This window comes from Micromonospora sp. PRAS1 (assembly GCF_059553435.1).
The window spans coordinates 24,737-47,162 of sequence record NZ_JCANNB010000035.1 but is presented as its reverse complement, the minus strand read 5'-3'; the positions used below and the strand labels follow the sequence as shown (position 1 = coordinate 47,162).

The window sequence follows — 22,426 nt, the reverse complement described above, 5'->3', positions numbered from 1 at the left end:
ACCTCTCACACGAACTTCTCGGTGGCGAGGAACTCGACCAGCTGGACGCCGCCGGAACCCTCGTCGGTGACCTTCACGCCGGCCGAGCGCGGCGGACGCTTGCTGTGCTCAAGCACGACGCTTGTCGCGCCGTCGAGGCCCACCTCACCGGCGGCGACGCCCAGGTCGGCCAGGGCCAGGGTCTGCACCGGCTTCTTCTTGGCGGCCATGATGCCCTTGAACGACGGGTACCGCGGCTCGTTGATGGTGTCCCACACCGAGACGATCGCCGGCGTCGCGGCGGTGACCACCTCGTAGCCCTCCTCGGTCTGCCGTTCCACGGTGAGCGTGGTGCCGTCGACGGTGAGCTTGCGGGCACCGGTAAGCGCCGCGATGCCGAGCCGCTCGGCCAGCATGTGCGGCATGACCTGTACCCGGCCGTCGGTCGACTCCGACCCGCAGAGCACCAGGTCGGCGTTGAGCTGACCCAGCGCGGCGGCGAGCACCTTGGAGGTGGCCACCGCGCACGAACCGTGCAGCGCGTCGTCGACCACGTGCACCGCCTTGTCCGGGCCCATCGACAGCGCCTTACGGATCGACTCGGTCGCCCGGTCCGGACCCATGGTCAGGATGGTCACCTCGCCGCCGTGCGCTTCCTTGATCTTCAACGCCTCTTCGATGGCGTACTCATCCATCTCGTTGATGACGTTGTTCGCCGAACCGCGGTCGACAGTGTTGTCGTCAGAACGCAGGTTGCGGTCCGCGCCCGAATCGGGCACCTGCTTGACGAGTACGACGATGTTCATCGCGCTTCGACGACCCTCCTGCTGTGGTGGTGTGATCATTCACCCGGTCTGTGGGCCGCAGCCTCGCTCCTGAGCCACCGTTCGGTCAACCACGAGCCGCTGTGCGGTTGCCCACGGCGCAATGTTACCTGTCAGTAGCATCTGCGCCCAGCGCGCCCCTGACCCGGTCGATGGCCTCGGCCTCGGCGGGACTGACGCCGTCGTGGGCCCGCGCCGTGCGGTCGGCGGCGGCCAGCACCACCGAACGGTAGACCGGCACCTCCCCCGGCGCCTTCTCGGCCAGGATCTGCACCGCCCGGCGCAGCGCCGGCAGCGTCACCGACTCGATCTCCGCCGCCGAGTCGCGCGGCAGCCTCGGCAACGGCCCACTTGTCAACGCCTCCCGCACCACGCCACCGGCGTCGGTCAACACCCCGGCGGCAGCGAAGCTCTCCCGGAACAAGGCGAGTATCCCCGGATCGGCGTTCACGACCAGGAACACCGCGCCGAAGGCACCGGTCTTGAGGGTCAGTTTCTCCTCGTCCGTCAGCCGTAGCGCCATGATCACGGAGTGTAGACGTAGGGAGTCGTGGTGGTGACCGGGACGAGCCCGAGCCGGCCCAGCACCGGTCGGCTCTCGGCACCGGCGTCGACCTGCAACAAGGTCCGGCCGCGCTGCCCGGCGAGCCGGGCCCGGTAGGTGACAAGCGCCCGGTAGATCCCCTGGCGCCGCCACTGCGGCCGGGTCGAGCCGCCCCAGAGGGTGGCGAACGTGGTGCCGGCGGGATAGCGCACCCAACCCGCGCTGACCACCGTCTCGTCGGCCTCGGCCACCACGACCGTGATCGCCTGCGGATCGGTGACGATCTCCCGTTCCAGCCCCTCGGCCAGACCGGCGAGGTCGTGACCCCACGGCTCGGTCTCCAGCTCCGCGATCCGGTCCAGGTCCGCACGGGTGGTCACCTCCCGCAGGCGTACGCCCTCGGGGACCACCGGCAACGCGGAGGCCAGCGGCGCGACCGGACCGACAAGCACGGTCTCCTCGTCCTCCGGCGCGAACCCCGCCGCGCGCAGCCGCTGCGGCAGGTCGGCCGGTTCGTCGTGGCCGTGCAGCTTCCACTCCACCGGCTCGCCCCGCTCCCGGAACACCGCCACCTGACGGCGGATCAGGTCGTCGAGTTCGGCACCACCCAGGCCACCGAGGTCGCGATAGGTCACCAGGCCCCGATGGCTGAGGCCCAGCACCCGGAACAGCGGACCGTCCGACTCCACCTCGACGCCGTCCGGCGCCGGGTCGGGCAGGCCCGGCCGCAACTGGGTGTCGTACGCCGAACGCAGCGTGGTCTCGTCAAGATCCGTCATGTCCCCAGGCTATTCCCGCTCGGCACCGGATAATCACCACCGTGTGGCAAGGGATCAAGAACTGGTTCGACCCCAGGGAGCTGCGGTCGGTGGGTACCACCCCCGACTACCGCTTCTCCCTGGCCAACGAGCGAACCTTCCTGGCCTGGCTGCGTACCGGGCTGGCGCTGGTCGCCGGCGGTTTGGCCGCCGCACAGTTCCTGCCGAGGCTACCGATGGTGCACCTGCGCGAGGCGATCTCCGTGAGTCTGCTCCTGCTCGGCGGCGCGGTCGCGATCCGGGCGGTCGACCACTGGGCGCGTACCGAACGGGCCATCCGGCTCGGCCGGGAGCTGCCCGCGTCCCGCTTCCCGGCCGTGCTCGCCCTCATCGTCGGTCTCGGCGCGCTGCTGCTGGTGGTCGCGGTGCTGGCCGGCGCGATCAACGAATGACCGGTACCCGCGATCCCGGGCTCCAGCCCGAGCGGACCCGGCTGGCCTGGCGACGAACCGCCCTGGCGACGACGGTGGTGGCCCTGCTGACCGTCCGGCTGGCCCTCACCGGCGGCCCCTCCGGCGCGCTGCCGGCCACGCTGGCCATCCTCGGTTGGGGCGGCGTCGTCACGCTCTGCTGGCGACGGGCCACCGGCACCGGCCGGCACCGCACGGGCGGTCGCACCCTGGCCACCGCCGGTCTGGCCACCGCCGGATTCGCCCTGATCGGCGTCGTGCTGGTGCTGTGCGGGCTGTGACCACTGTCCGGGGTAGGCCATGATGGGTACATGGCCCGGCTCTACATCCTCCTCTTCGTGGTGCAGGTCGTCCTCGCCGTCTGCGCCCTGATCAGCTGCCTCTCGGCCGAGGAAGACGACATCCGTCATCTGCCCCGGATCGTCTGGGTGCTGATCATCCTGTTCTTCCCGCTGGTCGGCTCGATCGCCTGGTTCGTCGCCGGGCGCGAGCGCAAGACGGTCGCCGGCGGTCCGTGGGCGGGCACCAGCCCTGCCCAGCACCGGCCGGCCCGGCCGGTCGCACCCGACGACGACCCCGAGTTCCTGCGCTCGATCGAGGAGCGTTCCCGCAAGGAGGACCAGGAACTCTTCCGCCGCTGGGAGGAAGATCTCCGCCGCCGCGAGGACGACCTGCGCAAGGAGGATCTCCGCCGCCGCGAGGACGACCTGCGCAAGCGCGAGGGTGACCCCCCACGCGAGGAACCCCGCCCCTAACCGCTCCCCCACCCACCCACCCCGCCCCCAGCGTTGATCATGAGGTTGGCGGCAGTTTGAAGATCAACTACTGCCGCCAACCTCATGATCAACGAAGTGCTGGGGGTTGGGGGGTGGGGGGTTAGGCGAGGTTTGAGGAGCGGGGGTAGGCGTCGGCGGGGTCGGTGAGGACGTTTACCAGGTAGGGGACGTTGGCGTCGAAGGCGCGGTGCAGGGCCGGACCGAGATCCGCGGCCTTGGCGACCGTCTCGCCCGCGCCACCGAGCGCGCTGACCACCTGGTCGTAGCGCAGCTCGGGCTGGAGATCGGCGGCGACGTCGTAGCCGTACATGGCGTGCATCGGGTGCTTCTCCAGGCCCCAGATGCCGTTGTTGCCGACCACGATGACCACCGGCAGCTTCTGCCGGACCAGGGACTCCACGTCCATCAGCGAGAAGCCGGCCGCGCCGTCGCCCATCAGCACGCAGACCTGCCGGTCCGGGTGGGTGACCCGGGCGCCCATCGCGTAGCCCATGCCGGTGCCGAGGCAGCCGTACGGGCCGGGGTCGAGCCAGGTGCCGGGCTGGGCCGGCTCCAGGTACCGGCCGGCGTACGAGACGAAGTCGCCGCCGTCGCCGATGGTGACCGCGTCGCGGGCGAGCACCTTGCGCAGCTCGCCGTAGATCCGGGCCGGGCGGATCGGGTCCGTCTCGGCGGCCATCTCCTCGGCGTCGCGGGCCTTCGCGGCGTCCTCGGCGGTGCGCAGCTGCGCCACCCAGTCACCGTGGTCGGCCCGGTCGCCGGCGTGCTCGGCCAGGGCGGTGAGGATGCTGCGCAGGTCACCGGCGGGCGCGACGGCCGGCTGTACGTGCCCGGCGCGCTGGCTGGGCGCGTCGACGATGTGCACCACCTTGGCGTCGCCGAAGTCGCCGAAGGAGAGCCGGAAGTCCAGCGGGGTGCCCACCACCACGACCACGTCGGCACCGGAGAGGGCCACCCGACGGGCCTTGGCGAAGGCCAGCGGGTGCTCGGGCGGCAGCGCGCCCCGGCCCATGCCATTGGTGAAGACCGGCACTTCGAGGGCCTCGGCGGCGGCGCGCAGGGCCTCCACGGCGTCACCGGCGTAGACGTCCGAGCCGGCGACGATTACCGGACGCGCCGCGCCGGCGATCAGGCGGGCCGCGCTGGCCACCTCGTCGGGGTCGGCCTCGATCGGGGCGATGGCCGGCCCGGCGGGCGCCTCGGCGTCGCCGGTGGAGAAGATCGCTTCGAGCGGGAAGTCGAGAAAGACCGGGCCCCGGTGCGGGGTGAGCGCGGCGTCCAGCGCGGCGGCGACGGCCCGGGGAATGTCGTCGGCGCCGAACACCGTCTCGGCGTGCTTGGTCACCGGGGCGACCAGCGGCAGGTGGTCCATCTCCTGGAGGCTGCCCGAGCCCCAGCGGAACTGCGGGGCTCGCCCGCCGAGCACCAGCACCGGGGAGGCGTTGAAGTACGCGCTGGTCAGCCCGGAGATGCCGTTGGTGACGCCGGGGCCGGCGGTGAGCACGGCGAGACCGGGGCGGCGCTGGAGCTTGGCCACTGCCTCGGCGGCGAAGACGGCGGACTGCTCGTGCCGGACGTCGTAGATCGGGAACCCGGTCCTGTGCGCGGCGTCGTAGAGCGGAAAGACGTGCCCGCCGGAGAGGGTGAACATCTCCCGCACCCCGTACGCGCGCAGCGCCGCGAGGGCGAGTTCTCCGCCGTGGCCTTCGATCCGCTCCGTCATGCCCGCTCCCTCTCGTTGCCCTCGTCGCTCGACCGGAGTCACACGCTACTGGCCGGTAAGAGGAATGTGAACCATCTTCATCGGCCGGTGAAGTCCGGCTTGCGCTTCGCCACGAACGCCGCCATCCCCTCCCGCCGGTCGTCGGTGGCGAAAAGCGCCGCGAAGAGCTGGCTCTCCCAGGCCAGACCCGAGTTCAGGTCCATCTCCAGGCCGCCGTCGACGGCCAGCTTCGCCGCGCGCAGCGCCTGCACCGGGCCGTTGACGTACGGCTGCACCAGCGCCACCGCGGCGTCGTAGACCTCGCCGGCCGGGGCGACCCGGTCGGCCAGGCCGATCCGCAGCGCCTCCGGCGCGTCCACCATCCGGCCCGACATGATCAGATCCTTGGCACGGGCCGGGCCGACCAGCCGGGCCAGCCGCTGGGTGCCTCCGGCACCGGGGATGATGCCGAGCTTGATCTCGGGCTGGCCGAGCTTGGCGTCCTCGGCCACCACCCGCCAGTCACAGGCCAGCGCCAGCTCGCAGCCGCCGCCGAGGGCGTAGCCGGTGATCGCGGCGACCACCGGCTTGGGGATCCGGGCGATCGCGCCGAGCGCGCTGGACAGGTCGGCCGCCCGGTCGGCCATGTCCACGTAGGACATGTCGGCCATCTCCTTGATGTCCGCCCCGGCGGCGAAGACCTTCTCCCCGCCGTACACGATGACGGCACGGACCTCTGGGTCGGCGGTGGCCGCCGTCGCGGCGGCCCGCAACTCCTCCTGCACCTGGGTGTTGAGGGCGTTCATCGGCGGCCGCTCCAGCCGGATGGTGCCGATGCCGTCAGTGGTCTCCAGCCGCACGAACTCGCCCACGCTGACCCTCACTTCCTCGTCGAAGTCGCCTGCCAACCTTACGGCCAGCCGCCACCGGCACGTAGTCTGGCTGCCAGTCCCACGACCCGGAGTTCCCGTGATGGTCACGTACTACGACGACAGGTCCGTGCAGGTCACCTCCGTCGCCGTCACCGTCGACGGCGACTCCTACCCGCTGTCCGAGATCACCGATCTCTGGCACCACCGGGGCAGCCTCTCCTGGCGGGTCCTGGCCGGTCGCGGCGCGCTCGCCGGGGCCATGATCGGCCCAGTGGTGGCCGCCGTCGCGGGCATCGCGCTCGCCGTCTGGCTCGACGGGTCGGCAACCGTCACCGTCGCAATCATCGGCAGCTCGATCCTGATCGGGCTGGCCGCCGGACCGATCGCCGACCAGCTCTTCGAGTACTTCGACCGCTCGTACGCCCGGGGCAGCCGCCCCCGGGAGATCTGGATCCGCTGGCGTGGCCACCCGGTCCGGCTCCTGCGCACCCCCGACGCCCTGCGCTTCGGCCAGATCTACCGCGCCCTGCAACGCGCCCTCGAAGCCACCCAGGTGCAAGGAAGGGCCCCCTATTAACGCCTGCGGTATAGCAAGGGCCCCTTATTAACAAAGCCACCCCCTCCGAGTCGAGCGGTCATCCGACCGGCACAGGTTGCCCGGAGATGGTTAGGCTTAGTGATGGTCCTCTATTACCGGGACGACGCGGTGCAGGTCACCTCGGACGCGATCCGGACCGGCGGGCAGGTCATCCCGATCGACGAAGTCACCTACGTCTGGCACCAGAAGGGACGCACGACCCTGGCCGTACGGGGTCGGGTGCTCGGTCGGGGCGTACTGGTGCTGCTGCTCTCGCTGCCACCGCTGGTCGCGCTGGTCTGCGTACTCTCGCTGGCCTGGTCGGCGCAGGACCGGGGCGAGTGGATGCCGGCCCTGATCGTGCTGGTGGCCTGCGTGGTCATCGCGCTGGCGCTGACGCCCTTCCTGGAGATCCCGCTCGGCTGGCTGGACCGGTCGTACGAACGCGGCAACCGGGTGCACGAGTTGTGGGTGCAGTACCGGGGGCAGCAGGTGATGTTGCTAGACACCCCGGACGCGCTGCGCTTCGGGCAGATCTACCGGGCGGTGCAGCGGGCCGTGGAGCACGACACGCCGGACGGGTGACACCATCCGGCCGCATGGTGGCCGAGCCGGCGGACCGGCCCGGCCACCATCAGTTCCCGCACCCGACACCGGCGACAGGACCGGCGGTCGCTACTGGGTCAGCTCGGCGACCTGCTCAGCGGTCAACCGGGGCACGTCCGCCGCGGCCCGCTGCGTCGCGGCGGCGGTCGGCGGATCCGCCGGCCGACGCAGGTGCCAGTCCGTCACCGCCTGGTAGGCGGCGACCACCGAAAGCAGCCGGTCCTCGGCGTACGGGAGGCCACCGAGAATCGTGCCGATCGGTACCCCGGCGGCGGTGGCCCCGATCGGGAAGGCGATCTCCGGCAGACCGAGGATGTCGAAGGGCACCGGGCCGGTCTGCACCACCACGTCGCAGCTGTCGAAAAGGTCGTTGAGTACCCGTTCCATCAGCAGCAGCTTGGCCCGCTGTCCGGTGATGAACTCGTTGCTCCCCAGCAACGCACCCTGCAACCAGCTGGTCACGGAGACCCCGAACCCGCGCAGGTCCGTACGCAGGTACGGCATGAACGGCTCGCTGCGCTCCGGCAGGCGGATGTTGTTGAACGTGGTGCCGGTCAACTCGTTCCAGCCCTCGGGCAGGGCGACGTCCACAAGCGTGACGCCGGGAATGGCGGCGAGCTGAGCCAGGTACGCCTGGCGGGCCAGCGCGGTCGCCGAGCTGCCGTTGGTGAAGCCGGGCAGCACCCCGATCCGGCTCTTCCAGCGCAGTCTGACCCGACGCCCCTGGTACACCGGGGTCGCCGCGTCGATCAGGTCGGGCACCTCGGGCAGCCCCTGGCTGCGCGGGTCGGCGGGGTCCTCGCCGGCCATCGCGGTAAGCATGATGGCGGCGTCCTTGGCGTCCCGGGCCAACGGACCCGGATGGTCGCGGGTGTAGCTGAGCGGGATGATGCCGGCTGCCGAGACCCGGCCCATGGTCGGCTTGAGCCCGGTCAGGTTCTGCGCGTTTGCGGGGGCGGTGATCGAGCCGCCGGTCTGGGTGCCGATACCCGCGGTCGCCATCCGGCCGGCCACCGCCGTCGCGGTGCCGGTGGACGACCCGCCCGGGTCGGTGTTGCGGTTGGTCGGCGTCCAGGCGTTGACAGTGGTGATGACACCAGCCGGGGTGGTGGCCCGGGTGGTGGCCAACGGTCCCATCTGCGTCTTGCCGAGCACGATTCCGCCGGCCCCGGTCAGCCGGGCCACCGCCGTCGCGTCGTACGGCGGCCGGAAGTCCTGGAACAGGAAGGAGTTGGCGGTGGTGAGCACCCCTTCGGTGTAGAAGTTGTCCTTGACGGCCAGTGGAATGCCGTGCAGTGCGCCGCGTCGGGGCCGGCGGCGGGCGTCCCGCGCCGCCGCGATCGCCGCGTCGGCGAGCACCAGGTTGAAGGCCTGGTACGTGCCGTCATGGGCGGTGATGCGGGCCAGGTACGCCTCGACCAGCTCCTCCGGAGTGAGCTTGTTGGCCCGGATGAGCCACGCCGCCTCGGCGATGGTGAGTTCGGTCGGATCGGCGACGGCCTCTGGGCGTGGCTTGACGTAGGCGCTGGGGCGATCCAGCGCCTGCCTTGCGGCCCTGGCGTTCGCCGCCGAGGGGCTCGCTGCGGCCACTGCGGGAAGCGCGACAGTGGTGCCCACGGCGGAGACCGTGGCCAGCGCGGCGGTGCGGGCCAGGAACGCCCGGCGATCGATCGAACGGTCGAGTGGTTGAGCGCTCATGCCTTCCGCCATTCGATGCTGTTCGAGGGGTACAGGATCGGCACCCGCTGCTGGGACAGGGCCTTCGCGGTGTCCGCGTCGGCCGCCTCGGGTGTTGGCAACTGGTACGCGGCCAGCGCCACCACGGTGCCGCGCAGGAAAGAGCGCAGCGAAGCGAGCACCGAGTCGCGGCCCGGCGAACCGGTTTCCGGGTCGGCGGCGGTGCCGGGCGGAAGTTGATCGAGATCGATGCCGAGCGCGGCGATCCGGGCCCGGATCAGGGTGTTCAGCTCAGCATCGGTTGGCGGAGTGGGCGCCATGGTGCTCCTCCAGGTGCTGATCGACGAGGTTCGTGATCCACGGTGACCTGAAGCTAGGTGGCCCGCCGCCAGCGGGACTGCGGGCGACCATGGAATTGAGCAACATTTGATTCTGGCTCCGCGGCCCTTCGGCCGAGGCACGGTTCGCCGAGAGCCGACGCGGCCTTCAGTCGAGCCCCGATTTGCCGGGAGCCGACGCGGCCTTCAGTCGAGCCCCGATTTGCCGGGAGCCGACCCGTGCCGGGGAAGCCAGGGCGGCGGCGCGAGGCGCTGGTGCCGGGGTCGTCCGGCGTACCGGGGCCGCCCGGCGCACACTTGACCCATGGCGATCCCCCTTCCCCGGCCGACCGCGGTCGTCGGTCTCACCCGTTCGGCCTTCGACTCGGCCGCGTCCTTCGCTGCGATCCCGGGCCGCGCCTTCGCCGTGCTCGACGGGGTGGAGGCGCTGCTGACCCGGATCAACGGCGTGGTGGACCGGGTCGAGCAGACCCTCGACCGGACCGACCAGCTGCTCACCGACGCCGACGTGGCGGTCCGCGAGGTCGCGGTGATCAGTGCCGCCGCCACCGCCGCGGTGGAGAACGCCACCGAGGTCGCCGCCGCCGCGACGGTGGTGATCGGCGAGGCCGAGCAGGTGTCGGCCGCCGCCGGGGTGGTGGTCGCCACCGCCGACCGGGTGGCCCGGGCGGCGGCCGGCGTGATCGACACCGCCCAGTCGGTCGCCGGTCGGGCCGCCGAGACGGTGGGGGTGGCGGCCGAGGCGGCGAGCACGGCCGCCGAACTGCTGGCCGCGTACGAGCCGGCGTTGCGGCGGGCCGCCCCGATGGCGACCCACTTCATCGAGCAGCTCAGTCACGAGGAGGTGACCGCGGCCGTCCGGCTCGTCGACGAACTGCCCAAGCTGCGACAGCACCTGACCTCGGACATCCTGCCGATCCTGGCCACCCTGGACCGGGTCGGCCCGGACCTGCACGATCTGCTCGACGTTACCCGGGATCTCAAGCTGGCCGTGGCCGGCATTCCCGGCCTGGGCATGCTCCGGCGGCGGGGCGAGAAGATGACCGACGAGACCGGCTGACAGGGACCTCGTCCGGCCGCGACCAGCAACGGTCGCGGCAGCGCTGGTTCAGCGGTCGCGACCAACAGCGCTCGCAGCCAACAGCGCTCGCGGTCGGCAACGGTCGCGGCCAACAGCGCTCGCAGCCGGCGGCGGTCGCGGTCGGCGCTGGTTCAGCAGTCGCAGCCGGCGGCGGTGCAGGCGGCACCGGCGGGACGCGGTGCGGTCAGGTCGTCCACCGGGCGGTGGATCCGTCCCGTCGCGGTGACCACCGGCAGGCCCTCCCGGACCCAGTACTCGTACCCGCCGCGCATCTCCTTGACGGGATAGCCGAGCCGGGCGAACTCCAACGCGGCCCGGGTGGCGCCGTCACAGCCGGGACCCCAGCAGTAGGTGACCACCCGCGACCCGGCCGGCACCGTACCGGCCGCCGCCGTGGCGATCCGGGCCGTGGGCAGGTGTACGGCATCCGGCAGGTGCCCCTGGTCCCAGGCGACCTCACTGCGCGAGTCGACCACCACCAGGTCGGGCAGCGCGGCGGTGAGGTCGGCGTGCACGTCGGCTACGTCGGTCTCGAAGCGCAGCCGGGCGAGGAAGTGTCGGACAGCTGCGGCCGGCTCGGCGGCCGGCACGGCGAAGGCTCTGGTCATGACAGTGATCCTGGTCCGGCGGCGCTGGGCGGGCGAGTGGCGGAGACGACGTACTCCGCTAACATCCCGCCATGTCTCCGGTCGACCGCAGCGTCGCCGTGCTCGCGTACCCCGGGATGTCGGTCTTCGAGACCGGGATCGTCACCGAGGTCTTCGGGCTGCCCCGCCCCGAACTCGGCGTGCCCTGGTACGACCTGCGGCTCTGCGCCGAGCGGCCGGGTCCGGTCCCGGTGCTCGGCGGCGCCAGCCTGCACAGCCCGTACGGGCTGGACGTGCTGGCCACCGCCGCGACGGTGATCGTGCCCGGGGTGCCGGACGTGACCGGCGTACCGTCGCCGGAGTTGGTCGCCGCGCTGCGCCGGGCGCACCGCCGCGGCGCCCGGATCCTCTCCATCTGCTCGGGCGCGTTCGCCCTCGCCGGCGCCGGCCTGCTCGACGGCCGGCGGGCCACCACCCACTGGCAGTACGCGGACCTGCTGGCCCGCCGGTACCCGGCGGTGACGGTGGACGCCGACGTGCTCTACCTGGACGACGGCGACATCCTCACCAGCGCTGGCAGCGCGGCCGGTCTGGACCTCTGCGTGCACGTGGTCCGGCGCGACCACGGCGTGGCGGTCGCCAACGCGGTGGCCCGCCGGCTGGTCATCCCACCGCATCGCGACGGTGGTCAGGCACAGTTCATCGAGGCGCCGGTGACCGTGGACCCGGACGACGACCGGATCGCCGGCAGCCTCGCCTGGGCGCTGGCCCACCTGGCGGAACCGGTCACCGTGGCGCGGCTGGCCCGGCAGGCGCACATGTCGACCCGTACCTATCTGCGGCACTTCGCCCGGGCCACCGGCACCAGCCCGATCCGCTGGCTGGTCGAGCAGCGGATCCGGGCCAGCCTGGCGCTGCTGGAGACCACCGACGCACCGATCGGGCAGATCGCGGCGGCGGTGGGCTTCGACACCCCGGTCACCTACCGTCACCACTTCGCCCGGGCGATGCGGACCTCGCCGTCGGCGTACCGCCGGGCCTTCCGGGCCGACCGGGGCCGCCCGCCGGCGCGCGGCGGCTGAGCAGGTCGAGGCGGCTGAGCAGGTCGAAGCGCCGGCCGTCAGCCCCGGCGGCGCAGGGCCGACCGGTCAGGAGACCGGTACGTACAGTTCGTCGATCTCGGCGCGGCGGGGCAGCGACACGCTCGCGCCGAGCCGACGGACGCAGGCCGCGCCGGCCGCAGCGGCCCAGCACACCGCGTCGACCAGGTCGCGGCCCTCACCCCAGGCCACGGCGAGCGCGCCGGTGAACGCGTCCCCGGCGGCGGTCGAGTCGACCGTCTCCACCGGTACGGCGGGCACGTGCACGGCGGTGCCGTCCCGGTCGCCGTACCAGGCACCCTGCCCGCCGAGGGTGAGCACCGCCCGGGGCACCAGTTCGAGCAGCGCCTGCGGGTCCTCCCGGCCACGGCCGGTGTACGCCTGCGCCTCGTTCTCGTTGACCACCAGCAGATCCACCGCGGCCCAGAGCTCCGGCGGAAGCGGGACGGCGGGCGCCGCGTTGAGCACCACCCGGGTGCCGGCGGCCCGGGCGGCCACGGCGGCCTCGGTCACCGTCTCGACCGGGATCTCCAGCTGCGCCACCAGCACGTCTGCGTCGCGTACCAGGGCGAGTTCGGGCTCGGTGAGCGTGGTCAGCGAGGCGTTCGCGCCCGGCGTCACCAGGATCGCGTTCTCGCCCTCGGCGTTGACCATCACCAGGGCCACCCCCGAGGCACCGTAGGTGACGCGCAGCTGGCTGGTGTCGACACCGGCGGCGGTGATCCGGGCCCGCAACGTGACGCCGAACGAGTCCGAGCCGATCGCGCCGAGGAAGGCGCAGGCGGCACCCGCGCGGGTCGCGGCGATGGCCTGGTTGGCACCCTTGCCGCCGGGCACCATGACGAAGTCGGTGCCGAGCGTGGTCTCACCCGGCCGGGGCAGGGCCGGGGCGGTGGCGACCAGGTCCATGTTGGCGCTGCCCACCACGACGACGCGGGGCTGTCGCACGGCGGCCTCCTGCCTTCCCTACGCCTCAGGCGGCGCGGGCGGTGTAGCGGTCGCCGGCGCGCTCGACCAGCAGCGGCAGGCCGAAGGTCTTGGTCAGGTTGTCCGGAGTGAGGGTGTCCGCCAGCAGCCCCTGGGCCATCACCGCGCCCTCGCGCAGCAGCAGCGCGTGGGTGAAGCCGGGCGGGATCTCCTCCACGTGGTGGGTGACAAGCACCAGCGCCGGGGCGTCCGGGTCCTGCGCCAGCTCGGCGAGGCGGGCCACCAGTTCCTCCCGGCCGCCCAGGTCCAGCCCGGCCGCCGGCTCGTCGAGCAGCAGCAGCTCCGGGTCGGTCATCAGCGCGCGGGCGATCTGCACCCGCTTGCGCTCACCCTCCGACAGGGTGCCGTACGTCCGGTCGGCGAACGAGCCGACGCCGAGCTGGTCGAGCAGCAGGCGGGCGCGGGCCTCGTCGGCCGGGTCGTAGCTCTCCCGCCAGCGGCCCACCACCGACCAGGCGGCGGTCATCACCACGTCACGGACCCGCTCCTCGGCGGGCAGCCGCTCGGCGAGCGCGGCGGTGGAGAGCCCGATGCGGGTACGCAGTTCGTTGACGTCGGTGCGGCCGATCCGCTCCCCCAGCACGTGCGCGGTGCCGGTGGTGGGGTGCAGCCGCCCGGCGGCGAGGTTGAGCAGGGTGGTCTTGCCGGCCCCGTTGGGCCCCAGCACCACCCAGCGTTCGTCCAGCTCCACCCGCCAGTTCACGTCGTGCAGCAGGGCGGTGCCGGACCGGCGTACGCCAACGCCGTCGAGGCTGACCACCAGATCCGCGTCCACGGGCGAGGGGGCGGGTGCGGCACCGGCGGCGCCGGGGATCAGGTCACCAGTCACCTGCCCATCCAATCACGCACGGCCGGGCGGCCCCCACCGGCGTACGAGGTAGCCGTAAGGTGGGGCGCCGTGTCGTTGCTCACCCCATCCGGAGGGACCATGCCGAGCGGGGTCATTGAGATCGAGGGTCTGCGCAAGACCTTCCACAGTGTGCGCCGGGGTCGTCGGGTCGCCGTCGACGGTTTCGACCTGGAGGTCGGGGCCGGCCAGGTGCACGGATTCCTCGGTCCCAACGGGTCGGGCAAGACGACCACGCTGCGGTCGCTGCTCGGGTTGGTCCGCGCCGACGCGGGCCGGATGAGCGTGTTCGGTGCGGACGCTCCGGGTCACCTGCCCCGGGTCGCCGGCCGGATCGGCGCGATCGTGGAGAGCCCGCAGTTCTTCGGCAACTTCACCGGCTACCGCACGCTGCGGCTGCTCGCCCTGGCCGGCGGCGTGCCGCTGGCCAGGGTGGACGAGGTGCTGGAGGAGGTGGGGCTGGGCGACCGGGGCGACGAGCGGGTCAAGGGCTACTCGCTCGGCATGAAGCAGCGCCTGGCGGTGGCCTCCGCCCTGCTCAAGCGCCCCGAGCTGCTGATCCTCGACGAACCGGCCAACGGGTTGGACCCGGCGGGCATCCGGGAGATGCGTGACCTGATGCGCGGGCTGGCCGCCAACGGGGTGACCGTGCTGCTGTCCAGCCACATCCTGGCCGAGATCCAGCTCATCTGCGACCACGTCACGATCATCTCCCAGGGCCGGCGGGTGGCGGCCGGTCCGGTGGAGCAGGTGCTGGCCGGTTTCGACCGCAACGAGTGCCTGGTCCGCGTGGACGACCTGGCCCGGGCCGAGGAGTTGCTGCTGGCCGCCGGGCTGACGGTCACCGGGCATCCCGACCACCTGGTGGTCGGCGGCGTGCCGGATCCGGTCACGGTCAGCCAGACGCTGGGCGAGCAGGGTATCTGGGTACGCGAGCTGACCCCGCTGCGGCCGGATCTGGAGAGTGTCTTCCTGGAGTTGACCGGCACCACGCCGGATCCGGGCATACCCCGGCAACCGGACGGCCCGGGGCCGTACCAGGATCCGGCCATGATCGACCTCGACGTGCGGGGAGCTGACGCGTGAACCTGATCCGGGCCGAGGTGGAGCGACTGGCCGGGCGACGCTTCGTGCAGCTCATGGTCGTCCTGCTGGTCTTCGCCTTCGCGGTGACGGCGGCGACCACGCTGGCCGGCTCGCACCAGCCCAGCTCCGTCGAGCTGGCCGAGGCGCAGCAGCGGGCCGTCGCCGAGCGGCGCGAGATGGAGTTGCAGCACGCCCGCTGCCTGGCCCGGGAGCAGGGCGCCACGCCGCCGGCCGAGGACTTCGGCTACGTGCCGGCCGACTGTAGCGAGCTGGATCCGGCCCTGCGGGACCGGCTGCCGGTGACCGCCGACTTCCTGACCGGGGTCTTCACCTTCACCCGGCAGGCGGAGCCACTGCTGTATTTCCTGGTGGCGTTCCTGGTGCTGTTCGGCTTCCTGGTCGGTGCCTCCTACATCGGCGCCGACCTGAACTCGGGCGGTGTGGTCAACCTGCTGCTGTGGCGACCGCGCCGGCTGACCGTGCTCGGCGCCAAGCTGGGCACCCTGCTCGGGGTGACCCTGGCGTTGTCGGTGCTCGCCTCGCTGGCCTATCTCGTCTCCTTCTGGCTCATCGCACAGATCGCCGGCTATCCCGGCCCGACCGACGCCTCCTTCTGGGCGTCGCTCGGCGCGATCTGGGGACGTGGCCTGGTGCTGGTGCTGTTCGCCACGGCGACCGGCTTCGCCATCGCCACGCTCGGCCGGCACACCTCGGCGGCGCTCGGCGCGGTGGCCGCGTACCTGGTGGTCTGGGAGCTGGGCGCCCGGATCGTGCTGGAGATCCTGGACACGGCGCGGCCGGACCAGCTGATGCTCTCCACCTATATCGGCGCATGGCTGAACGGGCAGCTGACGGGCTGGGACAGCAGCGCCTGCACGGCGGTGACCTACGGTTACTGCGACGGCAGCTACATCGTGACCTGGCGGCCGGCGCTGGCCGTGCTGCTGCTGCTCACCGCCGGCCTCACCGCGCTGGCCTTCGCCGTGTTCCGGCGTCGCGACCTGGTCTGACCGGCCCCCGGTTGAGCTGGTCTGCCCCGGGCCGGCCGAGCTGGTCCGGGCCGGCTGGTTCTGATCCGGCCCGGGCCGGTCAGCCGACGGTGGAGCCGAAGACCTCGTCCCGGACGGCGTCCAGGGCGGTACGCAGCGCCCCGTGCAGGATCGGCTCCTCGGTGAGCCCGGTGGGTACGACCCGGGGGCGTACCAGGGTGATGGCGGCGACCTCGTGCTGGACCCGCTCGGCCAGCGCCGCCCCGCCGGCCTGACCGACCTCGCCGGCGAGCACCACCAGCGGCGGGTCCAGCACCACGCAGGTGCTCGCCACACCGAGGGCGAGCCGGCGGGCCACCTCGTCGAGCATCGGGCCGCCGGTGGTGCCGTCGGCGATCGCGGCGCGCACCGCGTCGGCGGCGGCAGCGTCGGGATAACCGTGCTCGCGGGCCAGCGCCCGGATCGCGTCCGCGCCCGCCACCTGCTGGAACGCGGGCTTGGCCCGGCGGGAGACGTCGCGTGGGATGGGCGCGCCGGGCACCGGGAGGTAGCCGATCTCGCCGGCCGCGCCGCTGCTGCCGTGGTGCAGCCGCCCACCCAGCATGATCGCCAGGCCGACCCCGGCGCCGACCCAGACCAGTACGAAGTCCGCCAGGCCCTGGGCCGCGCCGGACTGCGCCTCGGCCACCGCCGCGAGGTTGACGTCGTTCTCGAACACCACCGGGGTGTCCAGGTCGTCGCGGAGCGCGGCGAGCAGACCGCGGTGCCAGCGGGGCAGGTTGAAGGCGAAGGTGATGTCGCCGGTGCCGGGGTCGACCAGTCCGGGGGTGCCGAGCACGATGCGGCGCACGCTCGACAGCTGTGCTCCGGCGCTGCTGGCGGCCTGGACCACGGCGTTGTGCACCACGCCCACCGGGTCGTCGGTGTCCCGGGTGGACTGCTCGACCCGGCCGATCACCGTGCCGGTGATGTCGGCGCAGGCGGCCACCACCCGGTCCGGACCGACGTCCACCCCGATCACGTGGGCGCTGCCCGGCCGCACCGCGTAGAGCTGGGCGTTCGGCCCCCGCCCGCCGGCCTGCTCACCGACCCGGGTGACCAGCCCGCGTTCCTCCAGCCGCTCCACCAGCTGCGAGGCGGTGACCTTGGACAGGCCGGTCAGCTCGCCGAGCCGGGCCCGGGTCAGCGGCCCCTGTTCCAGCAGTAGTTCCAGCGCCGCGCGGTCGTTGAGGGCTCGCAACAGACGTGGGGTGCCGGGCAGCCGGGTCGCACTCATGCCGTGTCCTCGAGTTCAGTAAACTTTGCTAACTGTAAACTGCCCTGCGAAAGGGTAGCCGTAGCGTATCGGCCGCGCCGACGGGAAGCTCTCCACCGACCCGGTACGAGATCCGCGACGGTACGAGATCCGCGACGGCCGGCAGGAGAGGAGAGATCACGTGGGACTGGATCCCGGACTGCGCCGCCTCGCGCTGGGCACCCTGCTGGCCGCGTACCCCGGACCGGTCCCGCCCGACTGGGCCGTCGACCTGGTCGCCGACGGGCTGGCCGGGCACACCCTCTTCGGTACCAACATCCACCAGCCGAGCCAGGTGGCGGCGAGCACCGCCGCGCTACGGGCCGGCCGGTCCGACGTACTGATCGCCATCGACGAGGAGGGTGGTGACGTCACCCGGCTGGCACACGCCACCGGCAGCCCGTACCCGGGCAACGCGGCGCTCGGCGCGATCGGCGACGTCTCCCTCACCCGCCGGATCTACCGGGCCATCGGCGCGGAACTGGCCGGCCTCGGCATCACCGTCAACCTGGCACCCACCGTGGACGTCAACAGCGCCGACGACAATCCGGTGATCGGCACCCGGTCGTTCGGTGCCGATCCGGTGCGGGTCGCCGCCCACTCGGCCGCCGCGACCACCGGCCTCCAGTCCGCCGGGGTCGCGGCCTGCGCCAAGCACTTTCCCGGGCACGGCGCCACGGTCACCGACTCCCACTACGAACTGCCCACAGTGGACGTCTCGCCGGAGCTGCTGCGCCAGCGTGACCTGACGCCGTTCGCCGCGGTGGTGGCCGCCGGAGCCCGGGCGGTGATGACCGCGCACATCCGGGTACCCGCGCTGACCGGCGACCGACCGGCCACCTTCAGCCGGGCCGTGCTGGTGGACCTGCTGCGCGTCGAGTACGGCTTCACCGGTGCCGTGGTCACCGACGCGCTCGAGATGAAGGGCGCCGCCCTCGCGGCCGGCGGGATCGCCCCCGGCGCGGTGCTGGCGCTGGCCGCCGGCGCGGACCTGCTCTGCATCGGCGCCAGGGTCGACGCCGACCTGGTCGAGCGGGTGGCCGCCGAGATCGTGGCCGCGCTCGGCGACGGCCGGCTGCCCCGGAAGCGGGTCGAGCAGGCGGCCGGCCGGGCCGCGGAACTCGCCGCCTGGACCCGGGCCGCCGGCACCTGCACCACCGTCCCCAGCGACCTGGGGTACGCGGCAGCCCGGCGCGCGGTACGCGTGGAGGGCGTCCTGACCGGGTTGGAGCAGCCGCTTGTGGTGCAGCTGCACGCCGCTGCCACCATCGCCGAGGGGCGGGTGCCGTGGGGCCTCGGCCCGCACCTGAACGGCACTGAGCAGATCCGTGTGGTGGCTGCCGAGATCGACCCGGAGGAGCTGCGACAACGCGCGGGAAGCCGGCCGATCGTGCTGGTCGGCCGGCACCTGCACCGGCTGCCCGGCGGGCCGGAACTGATCGCCGCCCTGGCCGCCACCCATCCGGTGACGGTGGTCGAGATGGGCTGGCCGGCCAGCTGGCGACCGACCGGTGCCCGGGCGTTCGTGGCCACGTACGGCGCGAGCCACGCCAACGGCCGGGCCGCTGCCGAGACGCTCGGCCTGACCCGCTGACCCAGCCGCCGCCCGGCTGCCAGGTTCCGCCGCTCCACACTCGACCGGCAGCCCTCTTGAACGTGTTCAACTCATGTCGTACGCTGACCACATCGATACTTGAACGTGTTCAAGACGGGGGTCCGGCATGGACATCAAGGTCTGGATGTACGTGGTCTACCTGGCGGTCAGCATCGGCCTGACCATCTGGGTGGCGCGGGCGCTGGCCCGCAACGGGCTGATCTTCCTGGAGGATGTGTTCGCCGACGAGCGCCTGGCCCGTGCCGTGAACAACCTCCTGGTGGTCGGGTTCTACCTGCTCAACCTCGGCTACGTCACGGTCGCCATGCGCCACTCCGGATCGGTCGGCTCGACCAGCCGCGCGATGGAGGAGCTGTCCTGGAAGATCGGCCTGGTGCTGCTGGTGCTCGGCGCGCTGCACTTCTTCAACGTCTACGCCCTCGGTCGGTACCGGCGCAGTCGGCTCCGCCAACTCGCCACCCATCCACCGCTGGCCCCGATCGGCCACCTGGCGATGCCGCACCCGACCCCCGCGCAGCACCAGCCCCACCCGCCGGCGGGACCGACCCCACCGGCCCGATGACCGCCAACGACCAGGGCGGAACGACGGGGCTGCCGGACGCCACCACACACGGGGGTGGTGGCGTCCGCAGCTTCACCGTCCTCTACGACGCGCACTGCCCGCTGTGCCGGGCCGCCCGCGAGTGGCTGGCTACCCGGGCTCAGCTCGTACCGCTGGAGTTCGTGCCGGCGGGGTCGGCCGAGGCCCGGCGGCGCTTCCCCGGTCTGGACCATGACGCGACGCTGCGTGACCTCACGGTGATCGCCGACACCGGAGCCGTCTACGCCGGGGACGGTGCCTGGTTCGCCTGCCTCTGGGCCCTCGCCGACCATCGGGCGACGGCCGACCGGCTGGCCCGCCCGCACCTGCTCCCCCTGGCTCGGCGGGTGGTGGCCACCGCCTCGGCGATCCGCGAACGCGTCCGCGACCCGCAGCCGGCGCCGACCGACGACCCGGCGGGATACGGTGACCCGGATGACCGACCAGAGTGCGCCGACGACCGCTGCGGGTGGTGAGCCGACCACCACCCGGGGCGAGCAGACGCGGCAGCTGATCCTGGAAACCGCGATGCGGCTGTTCCGCGAACGCGGCTATGCGCGCACCACCATGCGCGCCATCGCCCAGGAGGCCGGCGTCGCGGTCGGCAACGCCTACTACTACTTCGGCTCCAAGGAACACCTGATCCAGGAGTTCTACACCCGCACGCAACGGGAGCACGCAGCGGCGGCGCGGCCGGTGCTGGATCGGGAGTCCGACTTCGCCGCCCGGCTCTCCGGGGTGCTGCACGCGGCCATCGACGTGCTGACCCCCTCGCACGAGTTCGCGGCCAGCTTCTTCAAGGTCGCCGCGGAACCCACCTCGCCGCTGAGCCCCTTCTCGGCCGAGACGGCCGCACCGCGCGAGGCCGCCATCGCCATCTTCGCCGAGGTGCTGGCGGGCTCCACCGCCAAGGTCGACCCGGAACTGCGGCCCCAGTTGCCCGAGCTGCTCTGGTTGGCGTACATGGGGACGGTGCTCTACTGGGTCTACGACCGCTCGCCGGGGCAGACCCGCACCCGGAAGCTGATCGACGGCGCCGTACCGCTTATCGACCGGCTGGTGGGGCTCTCCCGGCTGCGGGTGCTGCGCCCGGTCACCCGGCAGGTGGTCGATCTCATCCACACCCTCCGTCACTGACGTGACCGATCCGCGCCAGCACATCACCCCAGGTCAAGTCCGCTATTGGACAGCGCTCAACCGGTGCTTGGAGCTTGCCGAGGAGCAAACAAATACGTAGCGTGATCGAGGTCGAGCCCGCTGTAGACCTGGGGAGGAAGGCTGCGGACCGTGGATCCGGCCCGGGATCCACGGTCCGCGCCCGGCCCCAGCCCCGGGCCAAGGAACGTGCGAACACGTCCCCGCCTCCCGGTCAGCTGGGATAGACCCCGTACGAGCGCCAGCCCCGGTCGGGAAAGCCGGCCGCCTGCGCCACCCGGGCGGAGGCGGCGTTGCGCCGGCCGTGCAGATAGGTCGGCACGGCACCCTCGTCAAGCACCCGCCGAGCGGCCTGGGCTACCAGCCGCCGGGCCAGTCCGCGGCCGCGCGCTGCCGGCACCGTGCCCACCGCCAGTTCGTGCCCGTACCGGTCGTGCCGTTTGATTCCGACCCCGGCCAGGTAGCGGCCCTCGTCGTCGCGGACCACCAGCACGGCCCGGTCGAACAGCCGCAGCCAGGAGGGGAGTCCGGCGGTGCCGGGCGGGATCCACTCGCCCACGTCCGGCAGTGGCGTGGGCGCGACACTCCACCGGAACACGTCGTCGTGGATCGCCCAGCCGGGGTGACCGACCGCCGCCGGCAGGGCGCGCAGCAACCGGTCCGGCTGTCGGGCCAGTTCGCGCACGGCCGCAACCCGGTCCGGCGGCACGGAGAGCACCGTGCTCGCCCCGGCGCGGACCGCGACGGCCGGCCGCAGCCGCCCGTCCCAGGCCGGGCAGGCCCGCCGCCACGACCCCACCACGTGCAGGCCCGGACCGGCCGGCCACTGCCCCAGCCAGGTCGCCAGGTGCAGGTGGAGTCGCCGGTCGAGCATCCGTCACCTCCTGCGCCGCGCTTGCCACCCGACGTCACTCACAGTACGACGGCCGGGTACGGCGGCGCCGACCGATGATCGGCGCGGGGCCCTCGGTCACACCTCGGTTCAACCGGCCCTAACCAGGCCGGTTGAGGCGCTGAGCCGGCGGGTAGAGGTGCACGACGACGCGAACGGGTTGCCAGTTCGCGATCATCCACACCGTCCCGGGAACCTGATCCATCGACCGAGCGTCATATTCATTTCCATACATGGACAACTTTCTCTGAAACGGTGGGGGCATGCCAATCGAGCCGAACGACCGCTGCCAGCAGGACGCCGAGCAGATCTGGCGAGGCCGTCCGCTCGCCTGTCGCTTCCCGGCCCAACCGCCGTACCGCGACCACCGAACCGGCGGGCTCTCCTGGCACGAGCTGAACGAGCTGCCCGCCGCCGCCACCCGGCACCGCCTGAACACCCGCTGACGGCGAGCCAGCGGGGGCTTTCGCAAACATGCGCTGACGGCGAGCCAGCGGCGGCTTTCGCACACCTGTCGGGTAACGTCTGCTGGTCCCTCGACCGGGTTACGACAGGAGCTACCGCACCCATGGGCAAGAAGACCATCCGCGTCTCCGACTTCAGCGGCACGGTGCTGCGCCCCGACGACGAGGCGGTCCGCGTCGTCGTCCTGGAGCACCCTGACCTGGTGGCCGGGCCCGTGCAGCTGGACGCCACGCCGACCGAGATCGAGACCATCGACGACGCCGCGCTGGACGTGGCGGTGGTCGAGATCCACGACCAGCACGGCGGCGGCGAGCCCCGCCGGGTGGTACTGACCGCCAGCGAGTTCGACGCCATGGCCACCGACACGCCGATGGCCCAGCTGCTGAAGACGGCAGAGCGGGTACGCCCGCCCAAGGCCCGCCGCACTGCCGAGAAGGTCGACTACGGCACGATCGAGCATGCCGGTAAGCCGCACCGGGGGCGGGTCACCGAGGAGGAGGCCCGGCTGGTGCGCGAGCAGCTCGACGAGGTGAACAAGCGCCTCGCCGACGTGGGGCTGCGCCAGATCGACCCGGCCGACCCGGAGCACGCCGCCCGGTACGGCTTTCCCACCGCTTCCTGATCG

General features: G+C 72.5%; 27 protein-coding genes. 15 read left to right on the top strand and 12 right to left on the bottom strand.

What is annotated here, in order from left to right; genetic code table 11:
* Positions 1-5: 5 nt before the first annotated feature.
* From AC507J_RS25825 to AC507J_RS25815, 3 genes are all read right to left on the bottom strand, one after another.
* Complete coding sequence (locus AC507J_RS25825) at positions 6-785, bottom strand: electron transfer flavoprotein subunit beta/FixA family protein (protein ID WP_496291906.1); 780 nt, start codon at positions 783-785, stop codon at positions 6-8.
* A 124-nt stretch (positions 786-909) separates the two neighbouring features.
* Positions 910-1,332 (bottom strand): hypothetical protein, encoded by a 423-nt coding sequence (locus tag AC507J_RS25820; protein ID WP_496291904.1) that lies wholly within the window; start codon positions 1,330-1,332, stop codon positions 910-912.
* Positions 1,329-2,126, bottom strand: coding sequence for a GNAT family N-acetyltransferase (locus tag AC507J_RS25815; RefSeq protein ID WP_496291902.1), 798 nt, complete (start codon positions 2,124-2,126; stop codon positions 1,329-1,331). Before AC507J_RS25815 ends, AC507J_RS25820 begins: the two co-directional genes overlap by 4 nt.
* A 41-nt stretch (positions 2,127-2,167) precedes the next feature.
* Here AC507J_RS25815 and AC507J_RS25810 point away from each other — a divergent pair, with 41 nt between their 5' ends.
* Genes AC507J_RS25810 through AC507J_RS25800 form a run of 3 tightly spaced genes read left to right on the top strand, consistent with a single transcriptional unit; the run spans position 2,168 to position 3,330 of the window.
* Positions 2,168-2,557 (top strand): YidH family protein, encoded by a 390-nt coding sequence (locus tag AC507J_RS25810; protein WP_496291900.1) that lies wholly within the window; start codon positions 2,168-2,170, stop codon positions 2,555-2,557.
* Positions 2,554-2,856 (top strand): DUF202 domain-containing protein, encoded by a 303-nt coding sequence (locus AC507J_RS25805; protein ID WP_496291898.1) that lies wholly within the window; start codon positions 2,554-2,556, stop codon positions 2,854-2,856. Before AC507J_RS25810 ends, AC507J_RS25805 begins: the two co-directional genes overlap by 4 nt.
* A 30-nt stretch (positions 2,857-2,886) precedes the next feature.
* Positions 2,887-3,330, top strand: coding sequence for a PLD nuclease N-terminal domain-containing protein (locus AC507J_RS25800; protein ID WP_496291896.1), 444 nt, complete (start codon positions 2,887-2,889; stop codon positions 3,328-3,330).
* A gap of 121 nt (positions 3,331-3,451) precedes the next feature.
* Here the strand turns inward: AC507J_RS25800 and AC507J_RS25795 are convergent, their stop codons facing one another.
* Together AC507J_RS25795 and AC507J_RS25790 are read right to left on the bottom strand one after the other, a co-directional pair.
* Positions 3,452-5,074 (bottom strand): acetolactate synthase, encoded by a 1,623-nt coding sequence (locus tag AC507J_RS25795; protein WP_496291894.1) that lies wholly within the window; start codon positions 5,072-5,074, stop codon positions 3,452-3,454.
* A gap of 77 nt (positions 5,075-5,151) precedes the next feature.
* A complete protein-coding gene (locus AC507J_RS25790; RefSeq protein WP_496291892.1) occupies positions 5,152-5,925 on the bottom strand; it encodes an enoyl-CoA hydratase-related protein in 774 nt (257 codons plus the stop codon).
* A 100-nt stretch (positions 5,926-6,025) separates the two neighbouring features.
* Here AC507J_RS25790 and AC507J_RS25785 point away from each other — a divergent pair, with 100 nt between their 5' ends.
* The gene (locus AC507J_RS25785; protein WP_496291943.1) at positions 6,026-6,502 is read left to right on the top strand and encodes a DUF6232 family protein; all 477 of its coding nucleotides are present in this window, start codon (positions 6,026-6,028) and stop codon (positions 6,500-6,502) included.
* A 102-nt stretch (positions 6,503-6,604) separates the two neighbouring features.
* Positions 6,605-7,087 (top strand): DUF6232 family protein, encoded by a 483-nt coding sequence (locus AC507J_RS25780; protein WP_496291941.1) that lies wholly within the window; start codon positions 6,605-6,607, stop codon positions 7,085-7,087.
* A gap of 90 nt (positions 7,088-7,177) precedes the next feature.
* Here the strand turns inward: AC507J_RS25780 and AC507J_RS25775 are convergent, their stop codons facing one another.
* Both AC507J_RS25775 and AC507J_RS25770 read right to left on the bottom strand, forming a co-directional pair.
* On the bottom strand, positions 7,178-8,806 hold the full coding sequence (locus AC507J_RS25775; protein ID WP_496291890.1) for an amidase: 1,629 nt from the start codon (positions 8,804-8,806) through the stop codon (positions 7,178-7,180).
* Positions 8,803-9,105: a hypothetical protein gene (locus AC507J_RS25770; RefSeq protein ID WP_496291888.1), complete on the bottom strand. Its 303-nt coding sequence runs from the start codon at positions 9,103-9,105 to the stop codon at positions 8,803-8,805. Before AC507J_RS25770 ends, AC507J_RS25775 begins: the two co-directional genes overlap by 4 nt.
* A gap of 322 nt (positions 9,106-9,427) precedes the next feature.
* On the opposite strand from AC507J_RS25770, the gene AC507J_RS25765 reads away from it, so the two are divergent.
* Complete coding sequence (locus AC507J_RS25765) at positions 9,428-10,183, top strand: hypothetical protein (protein WP_496291886.1); 756 nt, start codon at positions 9,428-9,430, stop codon at positions 10,181-10,183.
* A 152-nt stretch (positions 10,184-10,335) separates the two neighbouring features.
* On the opposite strand, the gene AC507J_RS25760 is transcribed toward AC507J_RS25765, so the two are convergent.
* Positions 10,336-10,812: a rhodanese-like domain-containing protein gene (locus AC507J_RS25760; protein ID WP_496291884.1), complete on the bottom strand. Its 477-nt coding sequence runs from the start codon at positions 10,810-10,812 to the stop codon at positions 10,336-10,338.
* A 71-nt stretch (positions 10,813-10,883) separates the two neighbouring features.
* Here AC507J_RS25760 and AC507J_RS25755 point away from each other — a divergent pair, with 71 nt between their 5' ends.
* Positions 10,884-11,873 carry a helix-turn-helix domain-containing protein gene (locus AC507J_RS25755; protein ID WP_496291882.1) on the top strand — a complete coding sequence of 330 codons (990 nt, stop codon included), beginning with the start codon at positions 10,884-10,886 and terminating at the stop codon, positions 11,871-11,873.
* Positions 11,874-11,939: 66 nt separating this feature from the next.
* Here AC507J_RS25755 and AC507J_RS25750 read toward each other — a convergent pair whose 3' ends face one another.
* Positions 11,940-12,839 carry a ribokinase gene (locus AC507J_RS25750; RefSeq protein WP_496291880.1) on the bottom strand — a complete coding sequence of 300 codons (900 nt, stop codon included), beginning with the start codon at positions 12,837-12,839 and terminating at the stop codon, positions 11,940-11,942.
* A gap of 25 nt (positions 12,840-12,864) precedes the next feature.
* Positions 12,865-13,707, bottom strand: coding sequence for an ABC transporter ATP-binding protein (locus AC507J_RS25745; protein ID WP_496291878.1), 843 nt, complete (start codon positions 13,705-13,707; stop codon positions 12,865-12,867).
* 99 nt (positions 13,708-13,806) lie between these two features.
* On the opposite strand from AC507J_RS25745, the gene AC507J_RS25740 reads away from it, so the two are divergent.
* Entirely contained in the window at positions 13,807-14,811 is a 1,005-nt protein-coding gene (locus AC507J_RS25740; protein WP_496291876.1) for an ABC transporter ATP-binding protein, read from the top strand.
* Entirely contained in the window at positions 14,808-15,821 is a 1,014-nt protein-coding gene (locus AC507J_RS25735) for an ABC transporter permease subunit (RefSeq protein WP_496291874.1), read from the top strand. The genes AC507J_RS25740 and AC507J_RS25735 overlap by 4 nt, the downstream gene beginning before the upstream one ends.
* A gap of 79 nt (positions 15,822-15,900) precedes the next feature.
* On the opposite strand, the gene AC507J_RS25730 is transcribed toward AC507J_RS25735, so the two are convergent.
* Positions 15,901-17,076, bottom strand: coding sequence for an ROK family transcriptional regulator (locus tag AC507J_RS25730; protein WP_496291872.1), 1,176 nt, complete (start codon positions 17,074-17,076; stop codon positions 15,901-15,903).
* A gap of 160 nt (positions 17,077-17,236) precedes the next feature.
* Here AC507J_RS25730 and AC507J_RS25725 point away from each other — a divergent pair, with 160 nt between their 5' ends.
* The 4 genes from AC507J_RS25725 (at position 17,237) to AC507J_RS25710 (ending at position 20,426) form a co-directional block, all read left to right on the top strand.
* Complete coding sequence (locus tag AC507J_RS25725) at positions 17,237-18,688, top strand: glycoside hydrolase family 3 N-terminal domain-containing protein (protein ID WP_496291870.1); 1,452 nt, start codon at positions 17,237-17,239, stop codon at positions 18,686-18,688.
* 127 nt (positions 18,689-18,815) lie between these two features.
* On the top strand, positions 18,816-19,271 hold the full coding sequence (locus tag AC507J_RS25720) for a hypothetical protein (RefSeq protein WP_496291868.1): 456 nt from the start codon (positions 18,816-18,818) through the stop codon (positions 19,269-19,271).
* Positions 19,268-19,765 (top strand): thiol-disulfide oxidoreductase DCC family protein, encoded by a 498-nt coding sequence (locus AC507J_RS25715; protein WP_496291866.1) that lies wholly within the window; start codon positions 19,268-19,270, stop codon positions 19,763-19,765. The genes AC507J_RS25720 and AC507J_RS25715 overlap by 4 nt, the downstream gene beginning before the upstream one ends.
* Complete coding sequence (locus tag AC507J_RS25710) at positions 19,725-20,426, top strand: TetR family transcriptional regulator (RefSeq protein WP_496291864.1); 702 nt, start codon at positions 19,725-19,727, stop codon at positions 20,424-20,426. The genes AC507J_RS25715 and AC507J_RS25710 overlap by 41 nt, the downstream gene beginning before the upstream one ends.
* Positions 20,427-20,658: 232 nt before the next feature.
* On the opposite strand, the gene AC507J_RS25705 is transcribed toward AC507J_RS25710, so the two are convergent.
* Positions 20,659-21,318, bottom strand: coding sequence for a GNAT family N-acetyltransferase (locus AC507J_RS25705; protein ID WP_496291862.1), 660 nt, complete (start codon positions 21,316-21,318; stop codon positions 20,659-20,661).
* A gap of 281 nt (positions 21,319-21,599) precedes the next feature.
* On the opposite strand from AC507J_RS25705, the gene AC507J_RS25700 reads away from it, so the two are divergent.
* Both AC507J_RS25700 and AC507J_RS25695 read left to right on the top strand, forming a co-directional pair.
* Positions 21,600-21,782, top strand: a complete 183-nt coding sequence (locus AC507J_RS25700; RefSeq protein ID WP_496291860.1) for a DNA repair protein — start codon at positions 21,600-21,602, stop codon at positions 21,780-21,782.
* A gap of 122 nt (positions 21,783-21,904) precedes the next feature.
* Positions 21,905-22,423, top strand: coding sequence for a hypothetical protein (locus AC507J_RS25695; RefSeq protein ID WP_496291858.1), 519 nt, complete (start codon positions 21,905-21,907; stop codon positions 22,421-22,423).
* Positions 22,424-22,426 lie beyond the last annotated feature (3 nt).

Bases quoted from the DNA above. Each gene is read 5' to 3' on its own strand.
- AC507J_RS25825 (WP_496291906.1), bottom strand. From the start codon at position 785: ATGAACATCGTCGTACTCGTCAAGCAGGTGCCCGATTCGGGCGCGGAC.
- AC507J_RS25815 (WP_496291902.1), bottom strand. From the start codon at position 2,126: ATGACGGATCTTGACGAGACCACGCTGCGTTCGGCGTACGACACCCAG.
- AC507J_RS25805 (WP_496291898.1), top strand. From the start codon at position 2,554: ATGACCGGTACCCGCGATCCCGGGCTCCAGCCCGAGCGGACCCGGCTG.
- AC507J_RS25800 (WP_496291896.1), top strand. From the start codon at position 2,887: ATGGCCCGGCTCTACATCCTCCTCTTCGTGGTGCAGGTCGTCCTCGCC.
- AC507J_RS25795 (WP_496291894.1), bottom strand. From the start codon at position 5,074: ATGACGGAGCGGATCGAAGGCCACGGCGGAGAACTCGCCCTCGCGGCG.
- AC507J_RS25785 (WP_496291943.1), top strand. From the start codon at position 6,026: ATGGTCACGTACTACGACGACAGGTCCGTGCAGGTCACCTCCGTCGCC.
- AC507J_RS25780 (WP_496291941.1), top strand. From the start codon at position 6,605: ATGGTCCTCTATTACCGGGACGACGCGGTGCAGGTCACCTCGGACGCG.
- AC507J_RS25775 (WP_496291890.1), bottom strand. From the start codon at position 8,806: ATGAGCGCTCAACCACTCGACCGTTCGATCGATCGCCGGGCGTTCCTG.
- AC507J_RS25770 (WP_496291888.1), bottom strand. From the start codon at position 9,105: ATGGCGCCCACTCCGCCAACCGATGCTGAGCTGAACACCCTGATCCGG.
- AC507J_RS25765 (WP_496291886.1), top strand. From the start codon at position 9,428: ATGGCGATCCCCCTTCCCCGGCCGACCGCGGTCGTCGGTCTCACCCGT.
- AC507J_RS25760 (WP_496291884.1), bottom strand. From the start codon at position 10,812: ATGACCAGAGCCTTCGCCGTGCCGGCCGCCGAGCCGGCCGCAGCTGTC.
- AC507J_RS25755 (WP_496291882.1), top strand. From the start codon at position 10,884: ATGTCTCCGGTCGACCGCAGCGTCGCCGTGCTCGCGTACCCCGGGATG.
- AC507J_RS25740 (WP_496291876.1), top strand. From the start codon at position 13,807: ATGCCGAGCGGGGTCATTGAGATCGAGGGTCTGCGCAAGACCTTCCAC.
- AC507J_RS25730 (WP_496291872.1), bottom strand. From the start codon at position 17,076: ATGAGTGCGACCCGGCTGCCCGGCACCCCACGTCTGTTGCGAGCCCTC.
- AC507J_RS25720 (WP_496291868.1), top strand. From the start codon at position 18,816: ATGGACATCAAGGTCTGGATGTACGTGGTCTACCTGGCGGTCAGCATC.
- AC507J_RS25715 (WP_496291866.1), top strand. From the start codon at position 19,268: ATGACCGCCAACGACCAGGGCGGAACGACGGGGCTGCCGGACGCCACC.
- AC507J_RS25710 (WP_496291864.1), top strand. From the start codon at position 19,725: ATGACCGACCAGAGTGCGCCGACGACCGCTGCGGGTGGTGAGCCGACC.
- AC507J_RS25705 (WP_496291862.1), bottom strand. From the start codon at position 21,318: ATGCTCGACCGGCGACTCCACCTGCACCTGGCGACCTGGCTGGGGCAG.
- AC507J_RS25700 (WP_496291860.1), top strand. From the start codon at position 21,600: ATGCCAATCGAGCCGAACGACCGCTGCCAGCAGGACGCCGAGCAGATC.
- AC507J_RS25695 (WP_496291858.1), top strand. From the start codon at position 21,905: ATGGGCAAGAAGACCATCCGCGTCTCCGACTTCAGCGGCACGGTGCTG.